We start from the raw sequence: 15283 nt of genomic DNA, 5'->3' as shown, positions 1-15283 counted from the left end.
TTTGTGTTGACAAATGGGAACGGAAGAGTTATACTTGTTTTGTTCTCTTACGGGAACGACTAAAAAAGAAAGGTGGTAGCTGATGGAATTAAACCTAAGACGAATTAAAGCGGAGCGCATTGCAAAAGGCTATACTCAAGATGTGATAGCCGAAAAAATGGGATGGAAGTCCCGAGCGCCTTACGCAAAAAGAGAAAATGGAATTGTACCATTTGGAGCTGACGAGCTTGCTGAATTTGGTAAAATTCTGGGCTATGGCGTAAATGAATTGGGAATTTTTTTTAATAAAAACGTTCCCGAATAAGAACGGAAGGAGTAACCTAATCGCAATACTATATTACATCTACAAGATACTCCACTGGTGCTTTACCACTGGGGATTGACCTTCTCGGAAGAAATATCCGACCTAGAACATAAAGGAGAAAACAACATGAACAATAAACAAGTATATCAAGCACAAACAACTGACCACGGTATCGCTAGAGCATTGGGCGAAGAAATTCGTATGATCACCGACGTTGAAGAGACAAATTACAATGGACACGGTGAAATCACTGTTGAGTACACCAACGACGTAGCATTGACAAAACTATTTGACCGTATTAAAGCACTTTACGAAAAAGGCGAAAGCTACGAAACAAAACCATTCTTACATTTTAAAGTATTGGAAGATGATATTGAACCAAATCCAAATGGAGTTTTTCCTGCTAAAGAGGTTGCGGATTTTTTAGGAGTTTAAGACAACAAAAAAAAGTCACTTGCGGAAAGTTTGGCGACCGAAGCAAGTGACAAGATTCAGGGTATAGATATTTTTTCTATACCTTGATTATAGCATAGAAAGACAAGGTAAACAATGGGAAAGAAACATCAAGTAGTAAAATTTAAAGATATTGCTGAAAAATTGCCAGAATTAGAGGGTAAAAACCTAGAAGAAATCGCTGGAGTATTAGGCTATCGCAACTTGGAGAGTTGCAGGGTTAACCTTTACAATCTGAGACAAAACAAGCGTCTAGGATTTGAAGTAGAAAAAGGGGTGTACTCCAAGTTTGAACTCTTGGACGGTACGGTAAAAGAGGAATTGGAAGATAAAGAATTGTCTGAACGTGGTCATTTTTTACAATCACTAGACTACTACAAAGTAGCAAAAAATGCCTTTGAAATAGCAGAAGATAAAACAGTCAAAGCAGAAACACGACAAAAAGCAGAGCGTGACATATTGGACGCGATGAAACACATCCCTAAAAAGCACCGCGCTATAATTTACGACATGATGGAGGGCTAACAGATGGAACAATACACAAAAAGAGCAAGCGCCTTGATTATAACTTTTAATCGTGGGGTTATATCTCAAGATGAGTTTATTGAAGAATTTACAAAACTAAGAGAAAAGGTAGTAAAAGCAGTAAGTGAGGCAAAGAATGACAAATTATGATAGAGCCAAGCGATTTTACAGCCGTGCAACTTACGCCCTAAGCGATTTTCTCCATGGGCGGATAGATGAACAAGAATTTAGAAAACAATGGCAACGGTTAGCAGATAAAGCCGTAAACGAAATGAATAAAAACTAAGAAAACCGAAGAGCAGGCAAGCAAATTAGAAAAGGTTTTGAAAAACTGGATAGTAAAAGACAAAGAAGGTAAAGAAAAATGGATGAATTTTTTAAAGAATTTGAAGAAAAAATAGGCAACGTAGAGGAAAAACTAGATATTTTGTCAGAGTGGCATTTATCAAAGAAACACCACGGAGCAACAGAGATAGCCGAAGATTGTAGGATGGCAATAACTAGGTTATGGATTGAATTTCATCAACTAATTAAAACCTATAAACAACAGGAAGCGGAACATGAAACATTTTTAGATGCAAACATCAGCAACTTACTAGGCGAGTTGAAAAAGCATGATGAACTGATGGCGGAAAATTCTATTAGATTAGGCAAAGAACGCCCGAATTGGTTATTATTTGATTATTTGAATAAAGCTGTTAGAAGTTTCACAGATCCTGGAAAATTAGCAACCTCCGACAATATGAACATCTGGTGGTATTTACAGGATTTAGTTATCAAGGATTTGAGAGAAAGAGGGTTATTAAAAAAATGAATGAACTAGATATAAGTAACACACAGGCCGCTGTCTTAATCGTGGTATTGATTGGCTTACTACTTTATCTAAACCACCGAGACCGTAAAAAAAGCGCCCAAATAGAGCGAGAAAACCAACAGACGATAGAAACACCTAGCGAGGATTTAAACCCTGATTATGGGCGATATATCCAGCTTGCAGGGGTAAGAGTTTACGGAGGGATGGAATGAGTTACATAGTGAAGATATACCTTGATAGTGAAAAAATACCAGATGAACCTTATTTTACTAAAGAGATTTTTCTAGCTACGTGTATGGACAATGCAACAAAGTTAGCTGTAACTATGGGCTTGTTGACAAAACAAGCGTTGGATTTAGAAACTAAGACAGCTATCTTGAAAACCCTTGATACAATCATAGAGACTCAAAAAGCTATTTTGCAAGGGGTAGCGAGCGGACAAATAACCTTTGTAAATAAAAGTTAAGGAGGTGGGCGGATATGTTTAGTTTAAGCAAAGAAAGTGAGCATGATTTGACGCATGGCATTCTGGAGGTAGTGGAAAGATACCTGGAAGCGCATGAGAAAGCACCGCAGAGACTGACTAAGTTGATAAATAGAGTTGAACTCAAAGAGGAATTGAAAATTAGTGACAACACGCTAAATAAGTGGGAAAGTCAGGGTTTAAGACGCTATCAACCGCCAGACGATGGTTCAAGAATGATTTACTATTTAGTGACCGACATCTGGAAGTTTCTGGGGGTGGATGAATGAGAGTGCTTGAGTTAATTCTATCCGCTGAAAAATTACCTTTGTTTGGCTTTCTCAAGTCTAGCCCAACCCAAGTTTGGAAGAATGGCAATCACTATAAATTTATCTATTTTGAGCCAATAGGCGAGGGTTTGACGGCTTTTCACTACAAAGGCTTGTATGTGGCAGTTAAAGACGAAAGCGAAGAAGTAAAGGGCTGGGAATTGGCCAGAGATTTAGAGATAGGTTTGGCTAGTCCTGACTTGCTGACGATCCTGAAAGAATTAGAGGTAAACAAATTGACCGAGCAACGGCAGGGGCTTGGAGTGGAGTTAAAGGGTTGGATTTTTGACCTGATTTGTAACGGGATTTATACCAGATATGAGACTTCGCTTTTTGTCCGCTTGCTATTTGTTAATGGCTACAGTTTTAGCCAGTTAGTGGACTTGTTTTCTGCAATCGTTAAACGCAAAGACCTAGCAAGCTATTTCCTAGAAGTAGCAACAAAATTCTATAAGGAGGTGGCTTTTGAATAGCAATGACATTGTAAATAAAATCATTGAAGAAGATCAGCAACAAGCACCGCCTGAAGTGGTGGACCTGACCCAAGCAAGGGAGACAGATGAGGAACACAATAGCCTGAACTTGGCAAAAAGAGCAAGAGGTGACGGCTTTGTAGTCAACTTGGACAATCTCAAGAAGATTTTGAACGGAGATAGCAAGCTAAAAGGGGCGATACAGTACAACGTCTTCACTTATGAAATCGACGTGACTAGACCAATGAAGCTAAACGGTAGAACCCTGAGCGGTGCGATCGATGACCTGATTATCAGAGAGATTAGGGCTTATATTGCTACCAAGTACAAGCTTGATTATAAAAAGCCTGACATAGCGGATATTTTGGAAGTGGTGGCTGGAGAACACAGCTATAACCCCTTAAAAGACTATCTGGAATCTTGCGAAAGTGAGTATAAAGAGTTAGTGAATCAGCGCGATCCCTTTGATATTTTAAGGCATTATCTCAATATCAAGGATGATGAATATAACCGTATTATCATGGATTTGTTTTTCCGTGGAGCGGTTGCCAAGGTGTTTGACCCTACCATCAAGTTTGACTTTGTGCTGGACTTGACTGGACGGCAGGGAGTAGGAAAAACCCAATTTTTTGAGGGGCTTTTCACTCACAAGTATTTTACAACCGTTGAGACCTTCACAGACAAAGATGACAAGGCTAGAATGGTCAGAAACTGGTGTGTATTTGATGATGAGATGGTGGCCAGTAAAAAGGCTAGTTTTTCAGAATTGAAGAAATTCATCACAGAAACCAAGCTAGAGTTTAGACCGCCTTACGCCTCCAGTGATAGGCGACTGCCTAAGAGTTTTATTATCGTGAGGGCAACTAATGACCATGATTATTTGAACGACCTGACAGGAGAAAGGCGCTTTTTGGTTGCGGAAGTCCACAAGGACACCGCCTATAAGGGCAGGAAGTGGACGGAAAAAGACCGTAGAGCCTTTTGGGGTGCTATGGTGGTGGCTTGGAGAGCTAACCAAGTCTTGAACCTGACAGACGAGCAAGAAAAGCTAGTAAATGAGGTTAGAAGGCGTTACAAGTTTGTAGATGAAACCCTTGAGGATTTGGAGCGCTATTTAGGCACTCCTTACCCAAAAAGAATGTATCAGTTCCCCCCGACAGATAGAACAAGATATTATTACATTTACGACATGATAAATCATGGCTATCATATGGGCGCAAACGGTGTAGAAATTACCCTAGATATTGAAAAGTATGGGGAACTAGTGGAACGTGACAAGATGGCTATTAATTTATTTTTCACAGAGGTATATCCGGATAAGATACCGAACGTAAAGGATAAAAACAAGATTAAAAAAATCATGCAAAGTAAAGAGGATTGGGAAGCAAGGGAGTCCTTGCGATTTGGCAAAAGTATCAAACGCGGATTTGCTAAAATAAAAAAATAAAGTGTAGACAGTGTAGCCAAAAGATAAAAAAACGGCTACGCTGAAAACCCTTGATACTGTAAGGGTTTCAAAGAGGTGTAGACAAGACGAAAAAAAACGGCTACACCCCTAAATCCTTGATATTACTGAATTTTTAATATAAATGTAGCCAAAATATATATTTTATAAAAGTATATATAATTAAATACCTAATACGTTATTTATATATTTTTTTTGAGATGAAACGGCTACACGGCTACACAAGGCGAAAACCCTTGGGGCTGTAAGGCGGAATGCGTAGCCGCTAGATATTCAAAAATGGCTACACTTTTGGAAAGTGGGGGAAAATGGAACAATTACATAAAGGTTGGATTTATTTCCTAAACCGTGGTATAATTAAAAGTATAAAGTTACCAGAATATGGTGACATTAGATTGAAAATTGTAGATGGTGTTGTGACCATGGTAGAAACCAAAACACAACAAAAATTTTAAACACTGACTTGAAAACAAGAGGTAGGACATAAGACGTAAAATGCGTTTTTTGTTCTACCTTTTTGCTTAGAATGAGAGGAAATAAAAAATATGGTTATGAGACTTGAAGGACAAACAAAAAAGGAATACATGCAAGCTAGAGAAGCGTTTATGAATGCAGTGAAAACTAATGCTCCACAAGAGCAGCAAACAAAACTTTATAGCGATATGTTAGACGCACTACAAGAGCATATGATTGAAGAAGCTAAAACTGCATCATATTCAGGAGATGGCTTTACATCACAACCTAATACTTTAAAGGGCAATGAAATGGTATTCTTCAATGAATTTGATAAGAATATCCCTAAAGGGGTGGAAAAACTTCTCCCAGAGGAGACGATTGACAGAATTTTTGAAGATATAAAGTCAGAACATCCCTTGCTTGAAAAAATCGGGCTGAAGAATCTAGGGATCCGACTAAACTTTTTAACCTCAGAGCGTAGTGGCGGAGCAGTTTGGGGGAAGGTTTTTGGAGAAATCAAAGGGCAATTAAAAGCTAGTTTTGGAAGTAAACAAGATATCCAGCATAAGTTAACGGCTTTCATCGTGATCCCGAAAGATTTTAAAGAACTTGGACCGATTTGGATCGAAAATTTTGTAAGAACTCAATTAACAGAAGCTTTTGCAGTAGCATTGGAAGAAGCGTTTTTAAACGGCGATGGTGATAATAAACCTCTAGGGCTAACAAGAAAATTGACGGGAGTAGCCCAAGATTCAAATATTACTTACCCTAAAAAAGAAAAACAAGCTTTAAAACTAACTTTTGAAAATCCTAAAGAAACTGTAAACCAGGTATCAGAGATTTTTAAATTTCATTCTGTAAAAGCTGATGGAGTTAGTTTTATCGATACAACTAATAAGATTGTCCTTGTCGTGAATCCCTCAGAAATCTGGGAAATCGAGAAGAAACTAATTAATTTTACAGATAGCGCAACTTACAACAAGGCGGTACCTCTAAATTTACAAATCGTTCCTTCAATCTCTCAAGAAAAAGGGAAGGCGACTTCTTTCATTCAAGGGCGCTATGATGCGGTTTTAGGTGGAGGAATTAACTTACAACGCTATCAAGATACACTAGCGCTTGAAGATATGGACCTCTATATAGCTAAACAATTTGCTTATGGCAAGGCCCATGATGAAAAGACCGCTGCTATCTGGGAGTTTGATTTCTCAAAAAATCAAGCGCCAGGTATTGGAGGTTAATCGATGAATAGCACTGAAGTTATTAATCTCTTCCTTTTGTATCAAGACTATAATCTAGTTTATGTCAATCCATTTCATGAACTCATGAAGAATCTTTTTCATAAAATGAATGAACCAGAAGCTGCAGAATTCTTTAGTAAGCAAGAGGAAGTTAAAAAAGAAATACTGAACGAAATTGAAGAGTATAAACAAGACTACACTTTGATTTTAAGTGATATATTTCTGACAACACGTCAAAAAGAAAATCAGTTAGAAAATAAATTTAAACAGCGAGAAAGAGCCATCAGGGAAAAGTCATTAGTATATTTTAAAGACTGGAAGGAGTTTTCTCAGAACAAAATTTCACCTTTAATTACTGAGATGCTATCAATACTACATGAAGAAAATAGTCTTTATCGTTCTAATATCTTTGAGTTTTTAGAAAAGCTAAAAAGCTTTTATACTATCGAATCTCACGAAGTAACTACTGATGGATTTTTGAGAAGTAAACTCTTAGAGGAATATCAATTCAAGAATGTTGATAAGAAGTTTAAAGATAAATATTACTATATCAACAAAGGACAACAACAATACTATGAACAGGCCATTGTTGAAGAGTTGGAACATTACAATCTTTCTACTGACATGGTTTTGTGGAATGATTTGCTTCTAGAGGAGTTAGTACAAGACGGTAAAATCACGGGACATAGTATTGAAGAATTTACAGAATATATCTCTGGAGTGGTAGATGATTTTATAGATCGAAAAGAGCAAGAACTTATTAAACAAAGGGGAGTTTTTAATGACTTACCAGAGAAAAAGAGAAATATTATTTCTAGATTCTTTGGGCAATAAACAAAATGAAGATAGGAGCAAACCTATCTTTTTTTGTAGAATATTGAATTAGACATAACGAGTCAAACGCTAATTCATTTAGGGGATTACTGCATATCCTTATTGTATCAGGCTTTTAGGCGATTGTCTGAATTAGACAGAATGTAAGATATGACTAATTCATAACTAAAATTATAGTATGAATTCCTTATTTTAAGGTAACAGTGAACTCATATAACAGTATCTTATAAAACGCTTGATAGAGTAAGGGACTAGCTTGGCGAGTAAATTCAATAGAATGTGTAAAACAATGAATTGGTAATTAAAATTATAGAAAGAATATGTAAAGAAACTGACTCAAAAGACAAGATTAGACACAGGAAATAAAAAAGAAGTTTTTAAAGATATTGTGTAATTTTTAAATTTTCTTAAACACCCCCCCGGTCAAAAAATCGGAAATTTTCAAAGACGCGGGTAAGCGGTCTGCACTCGACTGTCCAAATTTTTAATAAAAAATTAAAGAGGGTGGGGGGTAAGTCTGAAAAACTTACTGAAAAAGAGAAAATAGCAACTTTTTATGTTATACTTGTACCAGGTAGAGAGAAACAAAAAAAAGCACGTTTGACCGTGCTAGTTTCTTGCCTGCTGAACTCATCGATTTATTGCCCTTTTGTAGGGCTTTTTTTGTGGACTTTTTAAGAATTTTTAAGACCTTTTAATGATATTTAATCAAATGTGATTTTTCAAAAAATCAGTAATATCAAGGGTTTAGGCGCTATATTGAGGTGTGAAATGATGCCTAAGTCAAATTATTAAGAATTACAAAATACATAGCATTACAATAGGAAATTGCAAATACTTTGATAAAGATTCCTATTTTGATAGTAATTCTTCTGTTGTAATTTCCTATTATCTACAAGAAGACCAATAATAAAACCGTAAAGTTAGCAGTAATGATTTTCTGCCAACTTTACGGTTTTTATAATTACTTAATCTTCTTGATACTTTGACTAAGAATAAATCCTACAATCATCCCTACCATATTTTGCATGAAATTTGGTAGGATTTCTGGTAGGGCTGCAGCCCAGCCATTCATCAATGTAGAACCCAAGGCGTAACCCCCTACCATGGCAATCGTTGCTAAGATAAGGCCTAACCACTGAGTTTTTCCTTTAAGTCCTGCGAAAAATCCCTGCAAGCCATGGTTGACCAAGCTAAAGAACATCCACTGAGGATAGCCTGATAAGAGGTCAATCAAGAAACCTGCTAGTCCACCTACTACAGCCCCTTCACGACTACCAAAGTAGAAGGCCGTAAAGAAGACACCCGCATCTAAAAGAGTTAGAATGCCTGTCGGTGTTGGAATTTTTAAGAAATAGCCTAGAACCACAGAAAGGGCTGTTAATAGGGATACAAGGGCGATTTTAGTTGTTTTGGTTTGCTTCATATTGTCTTACTCCATACTGATCTGCTTGTGCAATAGCACGATAAACGAAAGCCTTAGAGCTTTCTACTGCTGGTAAAAGTTCATCACCTTTAACCAAGTGACTGGCAATGCTAGAGGCAAAGGTACAACCTGCGCCAGCATTTTGGCCTTGGATAACTGGATTTTCTAGGACTGTAAAGTTTTGTCCATCATAAAAGACATCCACAGCCTTGTCCTGACTAAGGCGATTGCCTCCCTTGATAATGACTGCTGGTGCTCCTAAGTCATGCAATTTCTGTGCTGCAGTTTTCATATCTTCAAGGGTTTTAATCTCTTGATCTGCTAATAATTCTGCTTCAGGAAGATTAGGAGTAATCACACTGACATAAGGGAAAAAGCGAATCAACTCTTGGCAGAGTTCACTAACTGCTACGTCGTGCGTTTCCTTGCAGACCAAGACAGGATCCAATACCACAGGCACTCCTGGGCGTTGCTTGATAAAGTCCAATGCCTTCTCAGCCACACTGACAGTAGGAAGAAGACCAATCTTAATTCCCCCAAACTCCACATCACGCAAGCTATCTAATTCATGTTGAAAAATGGTATCGTCAGTTGGAAAGACTTCAAATCCTTTTTCTGTCAAGGCTGTCAAACAAGTCACTGCTACAAAGCCATGCAAGCCGTTCAAGGTATAGGTAGCCAAGTCAGCGGACAATCCACCACCACTAAAAATATCATTCCCAGAAAGTGCTAAAATACGATTATTCTTCATAACGAATCTCCTTTAAATATAAACCATTTGGTGCTGCAGTGGGACCTGCAAGTTGCCTGTCCTTTTTCTCCAAGATCAGGTCAATCTGCTCTACTGGCATACGACTATTTCCGATTTTGAGCAGTGTCCCCACCATATTACGAATCTGCTTATACAAGAAACCATTTCCTGAAAAGGTAAAGGTCAAAAACTGGCCTGTCTCATCCACCCTAAGGCTAGCTTCTGTAATAGTGCGAACCTTATCTTCTACACTAGTCCCAGAGGCTGTAAAGCCAGTGAAATCATGGGTTCCTTCTAGCTTTTTGATTGCCATCTGCATGCGTTCCACATCGAGTGGGTAGGGAAAGTGAGTGGCATAGTGACGGCGCATAGGATTCTTGGGACGGCCCCTATCCACGATAAACTCATAGGTCTTACTGTGTTTAGCATAACGGCAATGAAAATCATCTGCCACAAGCTCAATCGAAATCACATCAATATCTTCAGGAGACTGGGTGTCCAAAGCAAAACGAAGCTTCTCCTCATCCATCTGATAAGGTAGGTCAAAATGAATCACCTGTCCCAAAGCATGAACCCCACTATCAGTCCTACCAGCACCGTGAACAGTAATAGCTTGCCCCTTATTTAACCTGGTCAAGGTTTTTTCAATTTCTTCCTGAACACTACGCGCATGAGGCTGGCGCTGAAAACCAGCAAAGGCGTAACCATCATAGGAAATAGTTGCTTTATATCTCGTCATAACCTCTATTTTATCAAGAAAATAGTCTAGTAACAAGGTATAAAATCTATAATTGTCTGGGTACAAAATTCACAAAAAGAAAAACTTAGGAAACCAATCCTAAGCTCTCTTTTGAAGTAGGTACATGACAAAGATAGAGGTTACAATCAACCATGAGCCTAAAATGGCAAAGACCAACATACCATTGTGAGTTAGTAAGCCAATTGCACCTAGAACAAATGGGGTCGTAAAGGCTCCGAAACTACAGCCTAAAACTGCAAATGAAGTGGCTTGATTGAGGAGCTTAGCTGGAATTCTTTCAGAGACCAGTTGAAAGACCGTCGTCAAGGCTACACTGTAAGCAAAACCAGCCAGAATGCTTCCTGCTACTACCACCCACAAGGATGGAGACAGTGCAATCACAATTTGACCTAAGCCGAAGGTAATACCAGACCAGAGGAGCAGTTTCTCTTTAAAAATAGAAATCAAAAAAGAAAAACTCACACCAGCCACAATCCCAATTAACTGCATGACACTAAGAACAAAACTAGATAACTGGGCATCTCCAAGTCCTCTTTCCACCATCAAACTTGGAATACGGATAGTAATAGCCGTATTGGTACAAACTACCACTGCTGCTTCTATAGCTAGGATAAAAATCAAGCCTTTCATTTCTCGAGTTAAACGACTTGCTTCCTTCGCTTTTTTCTTGACTTCTTTCTTTTCTTTTCCATAAGGGACAAAGAGCAGATAGAGAGTCAGCACCAAAAATCCAGCACTATAGGCTAAGAAAGTAGCTGTCCAACCAAAGGCCAACAACTGGCCGACTGCCAAGGTAATGAGAGATGCTCCAACGACCTCTGCAGAACCGCGTAGCCCTAGCATCTGAATTCGTGTTTTTCCTTGATAACGTTCACTGATAATGGAAATTGCCTTGGCATTGATCATCCCAACACCCAAACCAAAAAGAATCCGTGTTCCAAAGACAAAAGGATAGGCTTGATACCAAAAGGGAGCCGTCCCGCTCAGTGATAAAATCAGTAAGCCCAAACTAATTTGTAAGCGCTCAGGAAATATTTTTTCTAAGAAACCATTTAGCAGTAACATCATCATGATTCCAAAGGAAGGTAAGCTCGCCAAGAGCTCAATTTGTTCCTTAGGATAACCTTGATAATAGTCAAACATGGCTGGCAGGGCACTCGAGATGGAAAAGGACGTAATCAAAACGAGGGAGAGAGCCAAAATACTGGCCCGTTCTAAAAATTGTTTCATGAAATCTCTTTCTATATTTCTCTTTATCTTCTATTTTTTGATAGTTATCAAACAAGCAAGAAAAGAAGAAGCCTCTTTAGTGTATAGACTCCTTCTTAAACTCGAAAATGAATCCCTTGTGTCTTATACTCAATGAAAATCAAAGAGCAAACTAGGAAGCTAGCCGCAGGCTGTACTTGAGTACGGCAAGGCGAAACTGACGTGGTTTGAATTTGATTTTCGAAGAGTATTAGGATGACTTTCTCTTGATTTGCTTAATAAAGTAGAAGATAAATCCTGCCACCATATAGGCAACAAAGATAATCAGACACCACTTGAATACGACATCCCAACCCTTGTTCACATTCAAAAAGAAGTAAGGGAAAGGATTATCCTTGGCATTTGGAATATTGAGTTTTAAAACCAAGCCATTAAAAAGAGCAAAAATCATATACAGCAAGGGTAAAATCGTCCACACAACTGGATCCCAAATCTTGTATTGACCCTGTTTATCAAAAAAGAGGGTATCTGCGAAAAACCAGAGGGGAACGATATAGTGGCAAAGGAAATTTTCCAGAGTATAGAAATTAGTCGCAATAGGCGCCAAGAGGAAATGGTAAATCACACAGGTAATCATGATACTCATAGTGACCCCACCTTTTAAACGCAAGAGACTTGGTCTTTGCCAGTTTTCACCTACACGGCTCATCACCTTTAGGAGATAAAGGGTAAAAATAGTTACTAAGAGGTTGGACAGAACCGTATAATAGAGTAGCATCCCAAATCCACCACGCTTGGTGATTTCAAGATAAACTCCCGTAAAAGCCGCTAGAAACAAGAAGATACGGCTATAAAATATAAGTTTGTAGTTCTTTGACATGCTTAAATTTTCTTCACAAACTCTGATTTGAGTTTCATGGCACCAAAGCCATCGATTTTACAGTCGATATTGTGGTCGCCTTCTACGATGCGGATATTTTTCACGCGCGTCCCTTGTTTCAAATCTTTTGGCGCACCTTTTACTTTCAAGTCCTTGATGAGGGTTACTGTATCACCGTCAGCCAATTTATTCCCGTTGGCATCGATAGCGACAAGCCCCTCTTCTACATCTGCAACGTCAGCAGGATTCCACTCATGAGCACACTCTGGGCAAACCAGTAGGGCACCGTCTTCGTAGACATACTCTGAGTTACATTGTGGGCAATTTGGTAGGTTGTTCATGGTTTCTCCTTATCATCATTCACTATTCTTTGAAAATCAAAATTTCTCGAACAGCAACTATTATACCCTAAATTCAGCATTTTGACAAATTTAGAAAAAAACCGATATCAATCTATCGGCTTTTCTACATTTACATTCTTTTTTCAGCTTCTGCTTTGATTTTTTCAACTACTTCTTGAATGTTCAAACCAGTTGTATCAAGGTAGACAGCATCCTCTGCTTGTTTGAGAGGCGAAGTCTCACGATGACTATCCTTGTAGTCACGCGCAGCAATTTCCTCTTTTAGGGTTTCAAGGTCTGTTTCAATTCCCTTGGCAATATTTTCCTTGTAACGGCGTTCTGCTCGTTCATCTACCGAAGCTACTAGGAAAATTTTTAATTCTGCTTGTGGCAATACAACAGTTCCAATATCGCGGCCATCCATGACAATCCCGCCTTGCTGGGCGATTTCTTGTTGGAGAGAAACCAGTTTCTCACGCACTTCAGGAATTGCTGCAATAGCAGAAACATGATTGGTCACTTCATTTTCACGGATAGGATGGGTAATATCTACATCTCCTACAAAGACAAGCTGTTCTCCAGTTTCTGAGCGTCCAAAACTAATTGGATGCTGGTCCAACAAGGCTAGAAGGGCTTCGACTTCTTCTACTCCTAACTGGTTTTGGAGAGCCATATAGGTTGCCGCACGATACATGGCACCTGTATCTAGGTAGGTATATCCAAAATCCTTAGCAATAATCTTTGCGACCGTACTCTTACCACTTGAAGCAGGACCGTCAATAGCAATTTGAATTGTTTTCATATCGGCTCCTATTTTATTTTTATAACATCACCTGGATTAGCAAACCAAGACCCTGTAGCCATGTGCCCAGGATTTAAGGCTTCTAACTGAGCAATCGAAATCCCAGCACGAGCGGCAATGGCTGCTTCCCCTTCTCCAGCCAAGACTTTTGTCGTCCCTTCTGGATCTGTGGCTTCCTCCGAGTGTTCAGAAGTAGATTCTGGCTCTGAACTCTGCTCAGGCTGGGAACTGCTTGAAGATGAGACTTGTGCTACACTTGCATCAGAATCGTGAAAATCTTTCAAGGCTGCTGTGCGATTACTCCCACCCGATGATAGATAGATAAGAACAATAATCATCACGACTACAATCACGAAGAAAATACTAGCTAAAATCGTCAAGACACGATTGGCCACTACATCTCTGCCTTGAGTTCTCTTACGACGCTCTGCTCTTGATTCTTCTTGATCATAAATATCTTCTTGCCACGGTTCTTTTTCCATACCCTACTCCTTGTTTTTTTTTACTTTTCTTATTACAATATAAATATGAACATGAAAATCACACTTATACCTGAACGATGTATCGCTTGTGGGCTTTGCCAAACTTATTCTGACTTATTTGACTACCACGATAATGGAATCGTGCGTTTTTACGATGACCCTGACCAACTGGAAAAAGAAATTTCTCCTAGTCAGGACGTCTTAGAGGCTGTTAAAAATTGCCCAACTCGCGCCCTGATTGGAAACCAGGAAGCCTAAATCAATGGCGATAATCCACTCCCTCTAGTTTAGCATATTTCCATGTAAAATTATAGTCTTTTCACTTTATTTTTTTCTGTAAAATCAGGAAGGTCACTTTTTTCTTTGATAAGATAAAGTGGTCTTTTTTTAGTCTCTAGATAAATCTTACTGATGTACTTGCCAAGAATCCCAATGGTCAGGAGTTGAATGCCCCCAAGAAAGAGAATGACTGCCATCAAAGAGGTCCAACCTGATGTCGGATTGCCCAAAATGAGGGTCCGAACCACAACAAAAAAGGTCATAAGCAAAGAAATAAAACAAGATAGGAGACCAGCCACAAAGGCGATAATCAAGGGAAAATCTGAAAAGTTAACAATCCCTTCAATAGAGTAGAAAAAGAGTTGCCTAAAACTCCAACTGGTCTTGCCAGCCTGCCTTTCGACATTTGGATAGTCCAGATAGTGGGTTTTAAAACCGACCCAGGCAAAGAGTCCCTTCGAAAAACGATTGGACTCAGTCAAGCTTAAAATGGCATCGACTACAGACCTTCTCATCATACGAAAATCACGGACACCTGACGGCAGGGCTACTGGACTAATTTTTTGCATAAGGCGGTAAAAGAGATTAGCACAGAGACTACGTAAAACTGGTTCTCCCTCCCGACTAGTTCTCCGTGTTCCTACACAGTCTAAATCTGCATTTTGGTCTAGTAAGGTTTTCATCTCTAGCAACATACTAGGAGGATCCTGGAGATCTGCATCCATCACCACCACTAGGTCTCCTGTCGCATATTGCAAGCCTGCATAGAGGGCTGCTTCTTTTCCAAAATTTCGAGAGAAAGAAATATAATGAACTGCCGAATTTTGCTCCCGATAGGACTTTAAGAGTTCCAAAGTCCCATCACTTGATCCATCGTCGACAAAGACATACTCTATTTCTGTTTCCAAATCTGGAAGTAAAGCTTCCAAAGCCTGATAAAAAAGAGGAAGTACTTCCTCTTCGTTTAAACAGGGGACAATGATTGACATCACCATC

The 15283-nt window shown here is 39.0% G+C and carries 24 protein-coding genes; 15 read left to right on the top strand and 9 right to left on the bottom strand.

Features of this window, described 5'->3' with window-relative positions; all coding sequences use genetic code 11:
* Nucleotides 1-82 precede the first annotated feature (82 nt).
* The 14 genes from ACLV7Q_RS03215 (at nucleotide 83) to ACLV7Q_RS03150 (ending at nucleotide 7357) form a co-directional block, all read left to right on the top strand.
* Nucleotides 83-304 (top strand): helix-turn-helix domain-containing protein, encoded by a 222-nt coding sequence (locus tag ACLV7Q_RS03215; RefSeq protein ID WP_001863444.1) that lies wholly within the window; start codon nucleotides 83-85, stop codon nucleotides 302-304.
* Nucleotides 305-430: 126 nt separating this feature from the next.
* Complete coding sequence (locus tag ACLV7Q_RS03210) at nucleotides 431-739, top strand: hypothetical protein (protein ID WP_218757488.1); 309 nt, start codon at nucleotides 431-433, stop codon at nucleotides 737-739.
* 114 nt (nucleotides 740-853) lie between these two features.
* Entirely contained in the window at nucleotides 854-1282 is a 429-nt protein-coding gene (locus tag ACLV7Q_RS03205) for a hypothetical protein (protein WP_100127751.1), read from the top strand.
* A 3-nt stretch (nucleotides 1283-1285) separates the two neighbouring features.
* A complete protein-coding gene (locus tag ACLV7Q_RS03200; RefSeq protein ID WP_000438875.1) occupies nucleotides 1286-1432 on the top strand; it encodes a hypothetical protein in 147 nt (48 codons plus the stop codon).
* Nucleotides 1419-1568, top strand: coding sequence for a hypothetical protein (locus ACLV7Q_RS03195; protein ID WP_166727420.1), 150 nt, complete (start codon nucleotides 1419-1421; stop codon nucleotides 1566-1568). The genes ACLV7Q_RS03200 and ACLV7Q_RS03195 overlap by 14 nt, the downstream gene beginning before the upstream one ends.
* A gap of 78 nt (nucleotides 1569-1646) precedes the next feature.
* The gene (locus ACLV7Q_RS03190; RefSeq protein ID WP_218757489.1) at nucleotides 1647-2096 is read left to right on the top strand and encodes a hypothetical protein; all 450 of its coding nucleotides are present in this window, start codon (nucleotides 1647-1649) and stop codon (nucleotides 2094-2096) included.
* Nucleotides 2093-2308: a hypothetical protein gene (locus ACLV7Q_RS03185; protein ID WP_101514539.1), complete on the top strand. Its 216-nt coding sequence runs from the start codon at nucleotides 2093-2095 to the stop codon at nucleotides 2306-2308. The genes ACLV7Q_RS03190 and ACLV7Q_RS03185 overlap by 4 nt, the downstream gene beginning before the upstream one ends.
* The gene (locus ACLV7Q_RS03180; protein ID WP_119919970.1) at nucleotides 2305-2562 is read left to right on the top strand and encodes a hypothetical protein; all 258 of its coding nucleotides are present in this window, start codon (nucleotides 2305-2307) and stop codon (nucleotides 2560-2562) included. Before ACLV7Q_RS03185 ends, ACLV7Q_RS03180 begins: the two co-directional genes overlap by 4 nt.
* A 14-nt stretch (nucleotides 2563-2576) precedes the next feature.
* On the top strand, nucleotides 2577-2849 hold the full coding sequence (locus tag ACLV7Q_RS03175; protein WP_218757490.1) for a hypothetical protein: 273 nt from the start codon (nucleotides 2577-2579) through the stop codon (nucleotides 2847-2849).
* Nucleotides 2846-3361, top strand: coding sequence for a hypothetical protein (locus ACLV7Q_RS03170; protein ID WP_166730666.1), 516 nt, complete (start codon nucleotides 2846-2848; stop codon nucleotides 3359-3361). The genes ACLV7Q_RS03175 and ACLV7Q_RS03170 overlap by 4 nt, the downstream gene beginning before the upstream one ends.
* A complete protein-coding gene (locus tag ACLV7Q_RS03165; RefSeq protein ID WP_218757491.1) occupies nucleotides 3354-4808 on the top strand; it encodes a virulence-associated E family protein in 1455 nt (484 codons plus the stop codon). Before ACLV7Q_RS03170 ends, ACLV7Q_RS03165 begins: the two co-directional genes overlap by 8 nt.
* 326 nt (nucleotides 4809-5134) lie before the next feature.
* Nucleotides 5135-5281, top strand: coding sequence for a hypothetical protein (locus tag ACLV7Q_RS03160; RefSeq protein WP_165778278.1), 147 nt, complete (start codon nucleotides 5135-5137; stop codon nucleotides 5279-5281).
* Nucleotides 5282-5377: 96 nt separating this feature from the next.
* Complete coding sequence (locus ACLV7Q_RS03155) at nucleotides 5378-6523, top strand: phage major capsid protein (protein ID WP_138699472.1); 1146 nt, start codon at nucleotides 5378-5380, stop codon at nucleotides 6521-6523.
* A 3-nt stretch (nucleotides 6524-6526) separates the two neighbouring features.
* Entirely contained in the window at nucleotides 6527-7357 is an 831-nt protein-coding gene (locus ACLV7Q_RS03150) for a hypothetical protein (RefSeq protein ID WP_138701130.1), read from the top strand.
* A gap of 964 nt (nucleotides 7358-8321) precedes the next feature.
* Here the strand turns inward: ACLV7Q_RS03150 and ACLV7Q_RS03145 are convergent.
* From ACLV7Q_RS03145 to ACLV7Q_RS03110, 8 genes are all read right to left on the bottom strand, one after another.
* A complete protein-coding gene (locus tag ACLV7Q_RS03145) occupies nucleotides 8322-8783 on the bottom strand; it encodes an ECF transporter S component (protein ID WP_218756924.1) in 462 nt (153 codons plus the stop codon).
* Nucleotides 8761-9534 (bottom strand): bifunctional hydroxymethylpyrimidine kinase/phosphomethylpyrimidine kinase, encoded by a 774-nt coding sequence (locus ACLV7Q_RS03140; RefSeq protein WP_218756925.1) that lies wholly within the window; start codon nucleotides 9532-9534, stop codon nucleotides 8761-8763. The genes ACLV7Q_RS03145 and ACLV7Q_RS03140 overlap by 23 nt, the downstream gene beginning before the upstream one ends.
* Complete coding sequence (gene truA, locus ACLV7Q_RS03135) at nucleotides 9524-10273, bottom strand: tRNA pseudouridine(38-40) synthase TruA (RefSeq protein ID WP_218756926.1); 750 nt, start codon at nucleotides 10271-10273, stop codon at nucleotides 9524-9526. Before truA ends, ACLV7Q_RS03140 begins: the two co-directional genes overlap by 11 nt.
* Nucleotides 10274-10372: 99 nt before the next feature.
* The gene (locus ACLV7Q_RS03130) at nucleotides 10373-11524 is read right to left on the bottom strand and encodes an MFS transporter (protein WP_218756927.1); all 1152 of its coding nucleotides are present in this window, start codon (nucleotides 11522-11524) and stop codon (nucleotides 10373-10375) included.
* A gap of 229 nt (nucleotides 11525-11753) precedes the next feature.
* Nucleotides 11754-12383 (bottom strand): Pr6Pr family membrane protein, encoded by a 630-nt coding sequence (locus ACLV7Q_RS03125; RefSeq protein WP_218756928.1) that lies wholly within the window; start codon nucleotides 12381-12383, stop codon nucleotides 11754-11756.
* Nucleotides 12384-12385: 2 nt separating this feature from the next.
* On the bottom strand, nucleotides 12386-12724 hold the full coding sequence (locus tag ACLV7Q_RS03120) for a zinc ribbon domain-containing protein YjdM (protein WP_218756929.1): 339 nt from the start codon (nucleotides 12722-12724) through the stop codon (nucleotides 12386-12388).
* Nucleotides 12725-12854: 130 nt separating this feature from the next.
* Nucleotides 12855-13526, bottom strand: a complete 672-nt coding sequence (cmk, locus tag ACLV7Q_RS03115; RefSeq protein ID WP_112443973.1) for a (d)CMP kinase — start codon at nucleotides 13524-13526, stop codon at nucleotides 12855-12857.
* A gap of 8 nt (nucleotides 13527-13534) precedes the next feature.
* The gene (locus ACLV7Q_RS03110; protein WP_218756930.1) at nucleotides 13535-14008 is read right to left on the bottom strand and encodes an SAG1386/EF1546 family surface-associated protein; all 474 of its coding nucleotides are present in this window, start codon (nucleotides 14006-14008) and stop codon (nucleotides 13535-13537) included.
* 51 nt (nucleotides 14009-14059) lie between these two features.
* Between ACLV7Q_RS03110 and ACLV7Q_RS03105 the strand changes: the two genes are divergently transcribed.
* Nucleotides 14060-14266: a ferredoxin gene (locus tag ACLV7Q_RS03105; RefSeq protein WP_000705155.1), complete on the top strand. Its 207-nt coding sequence runs from the start codon at nucleotides 14060-14062 to the stop codon at nucleotides 14264-14266.
* Nucleotides 14267-14316: 50 nt separating this feature from the next.
* Here the strand turns inward: ACLV7Q_RS03105 and ACLV7Q_RS03100 are convergent, their stop codons facing one another.
* On the bottom strand, nucleotides 14317-15282 hold the full coding sequence (locus ACLV7Q_RS03100) for a glycosyltransferase family 2 protein (RefSeq protein WP_218756931.1): 966 nt from the start codon (nucleotides 15280-15282) through the stop codon (nucleotides 14317-14319).
* Nucleotide 15283: the final 1 nt, after the last annotated feature.

It is taken from the genome of Streptococcus mitis, from assembly GCF_965111725.1.
Classification (GTDB): domain Bacteria; phylum Bacillota; class Bacilli; order Lactobacillales; family Streptococcaceae; genus Streptococcus; species Streptococcus mitis_DV.
This window is presented reverse-complemented; position numbering and strand designations above follow the sequence as displayed.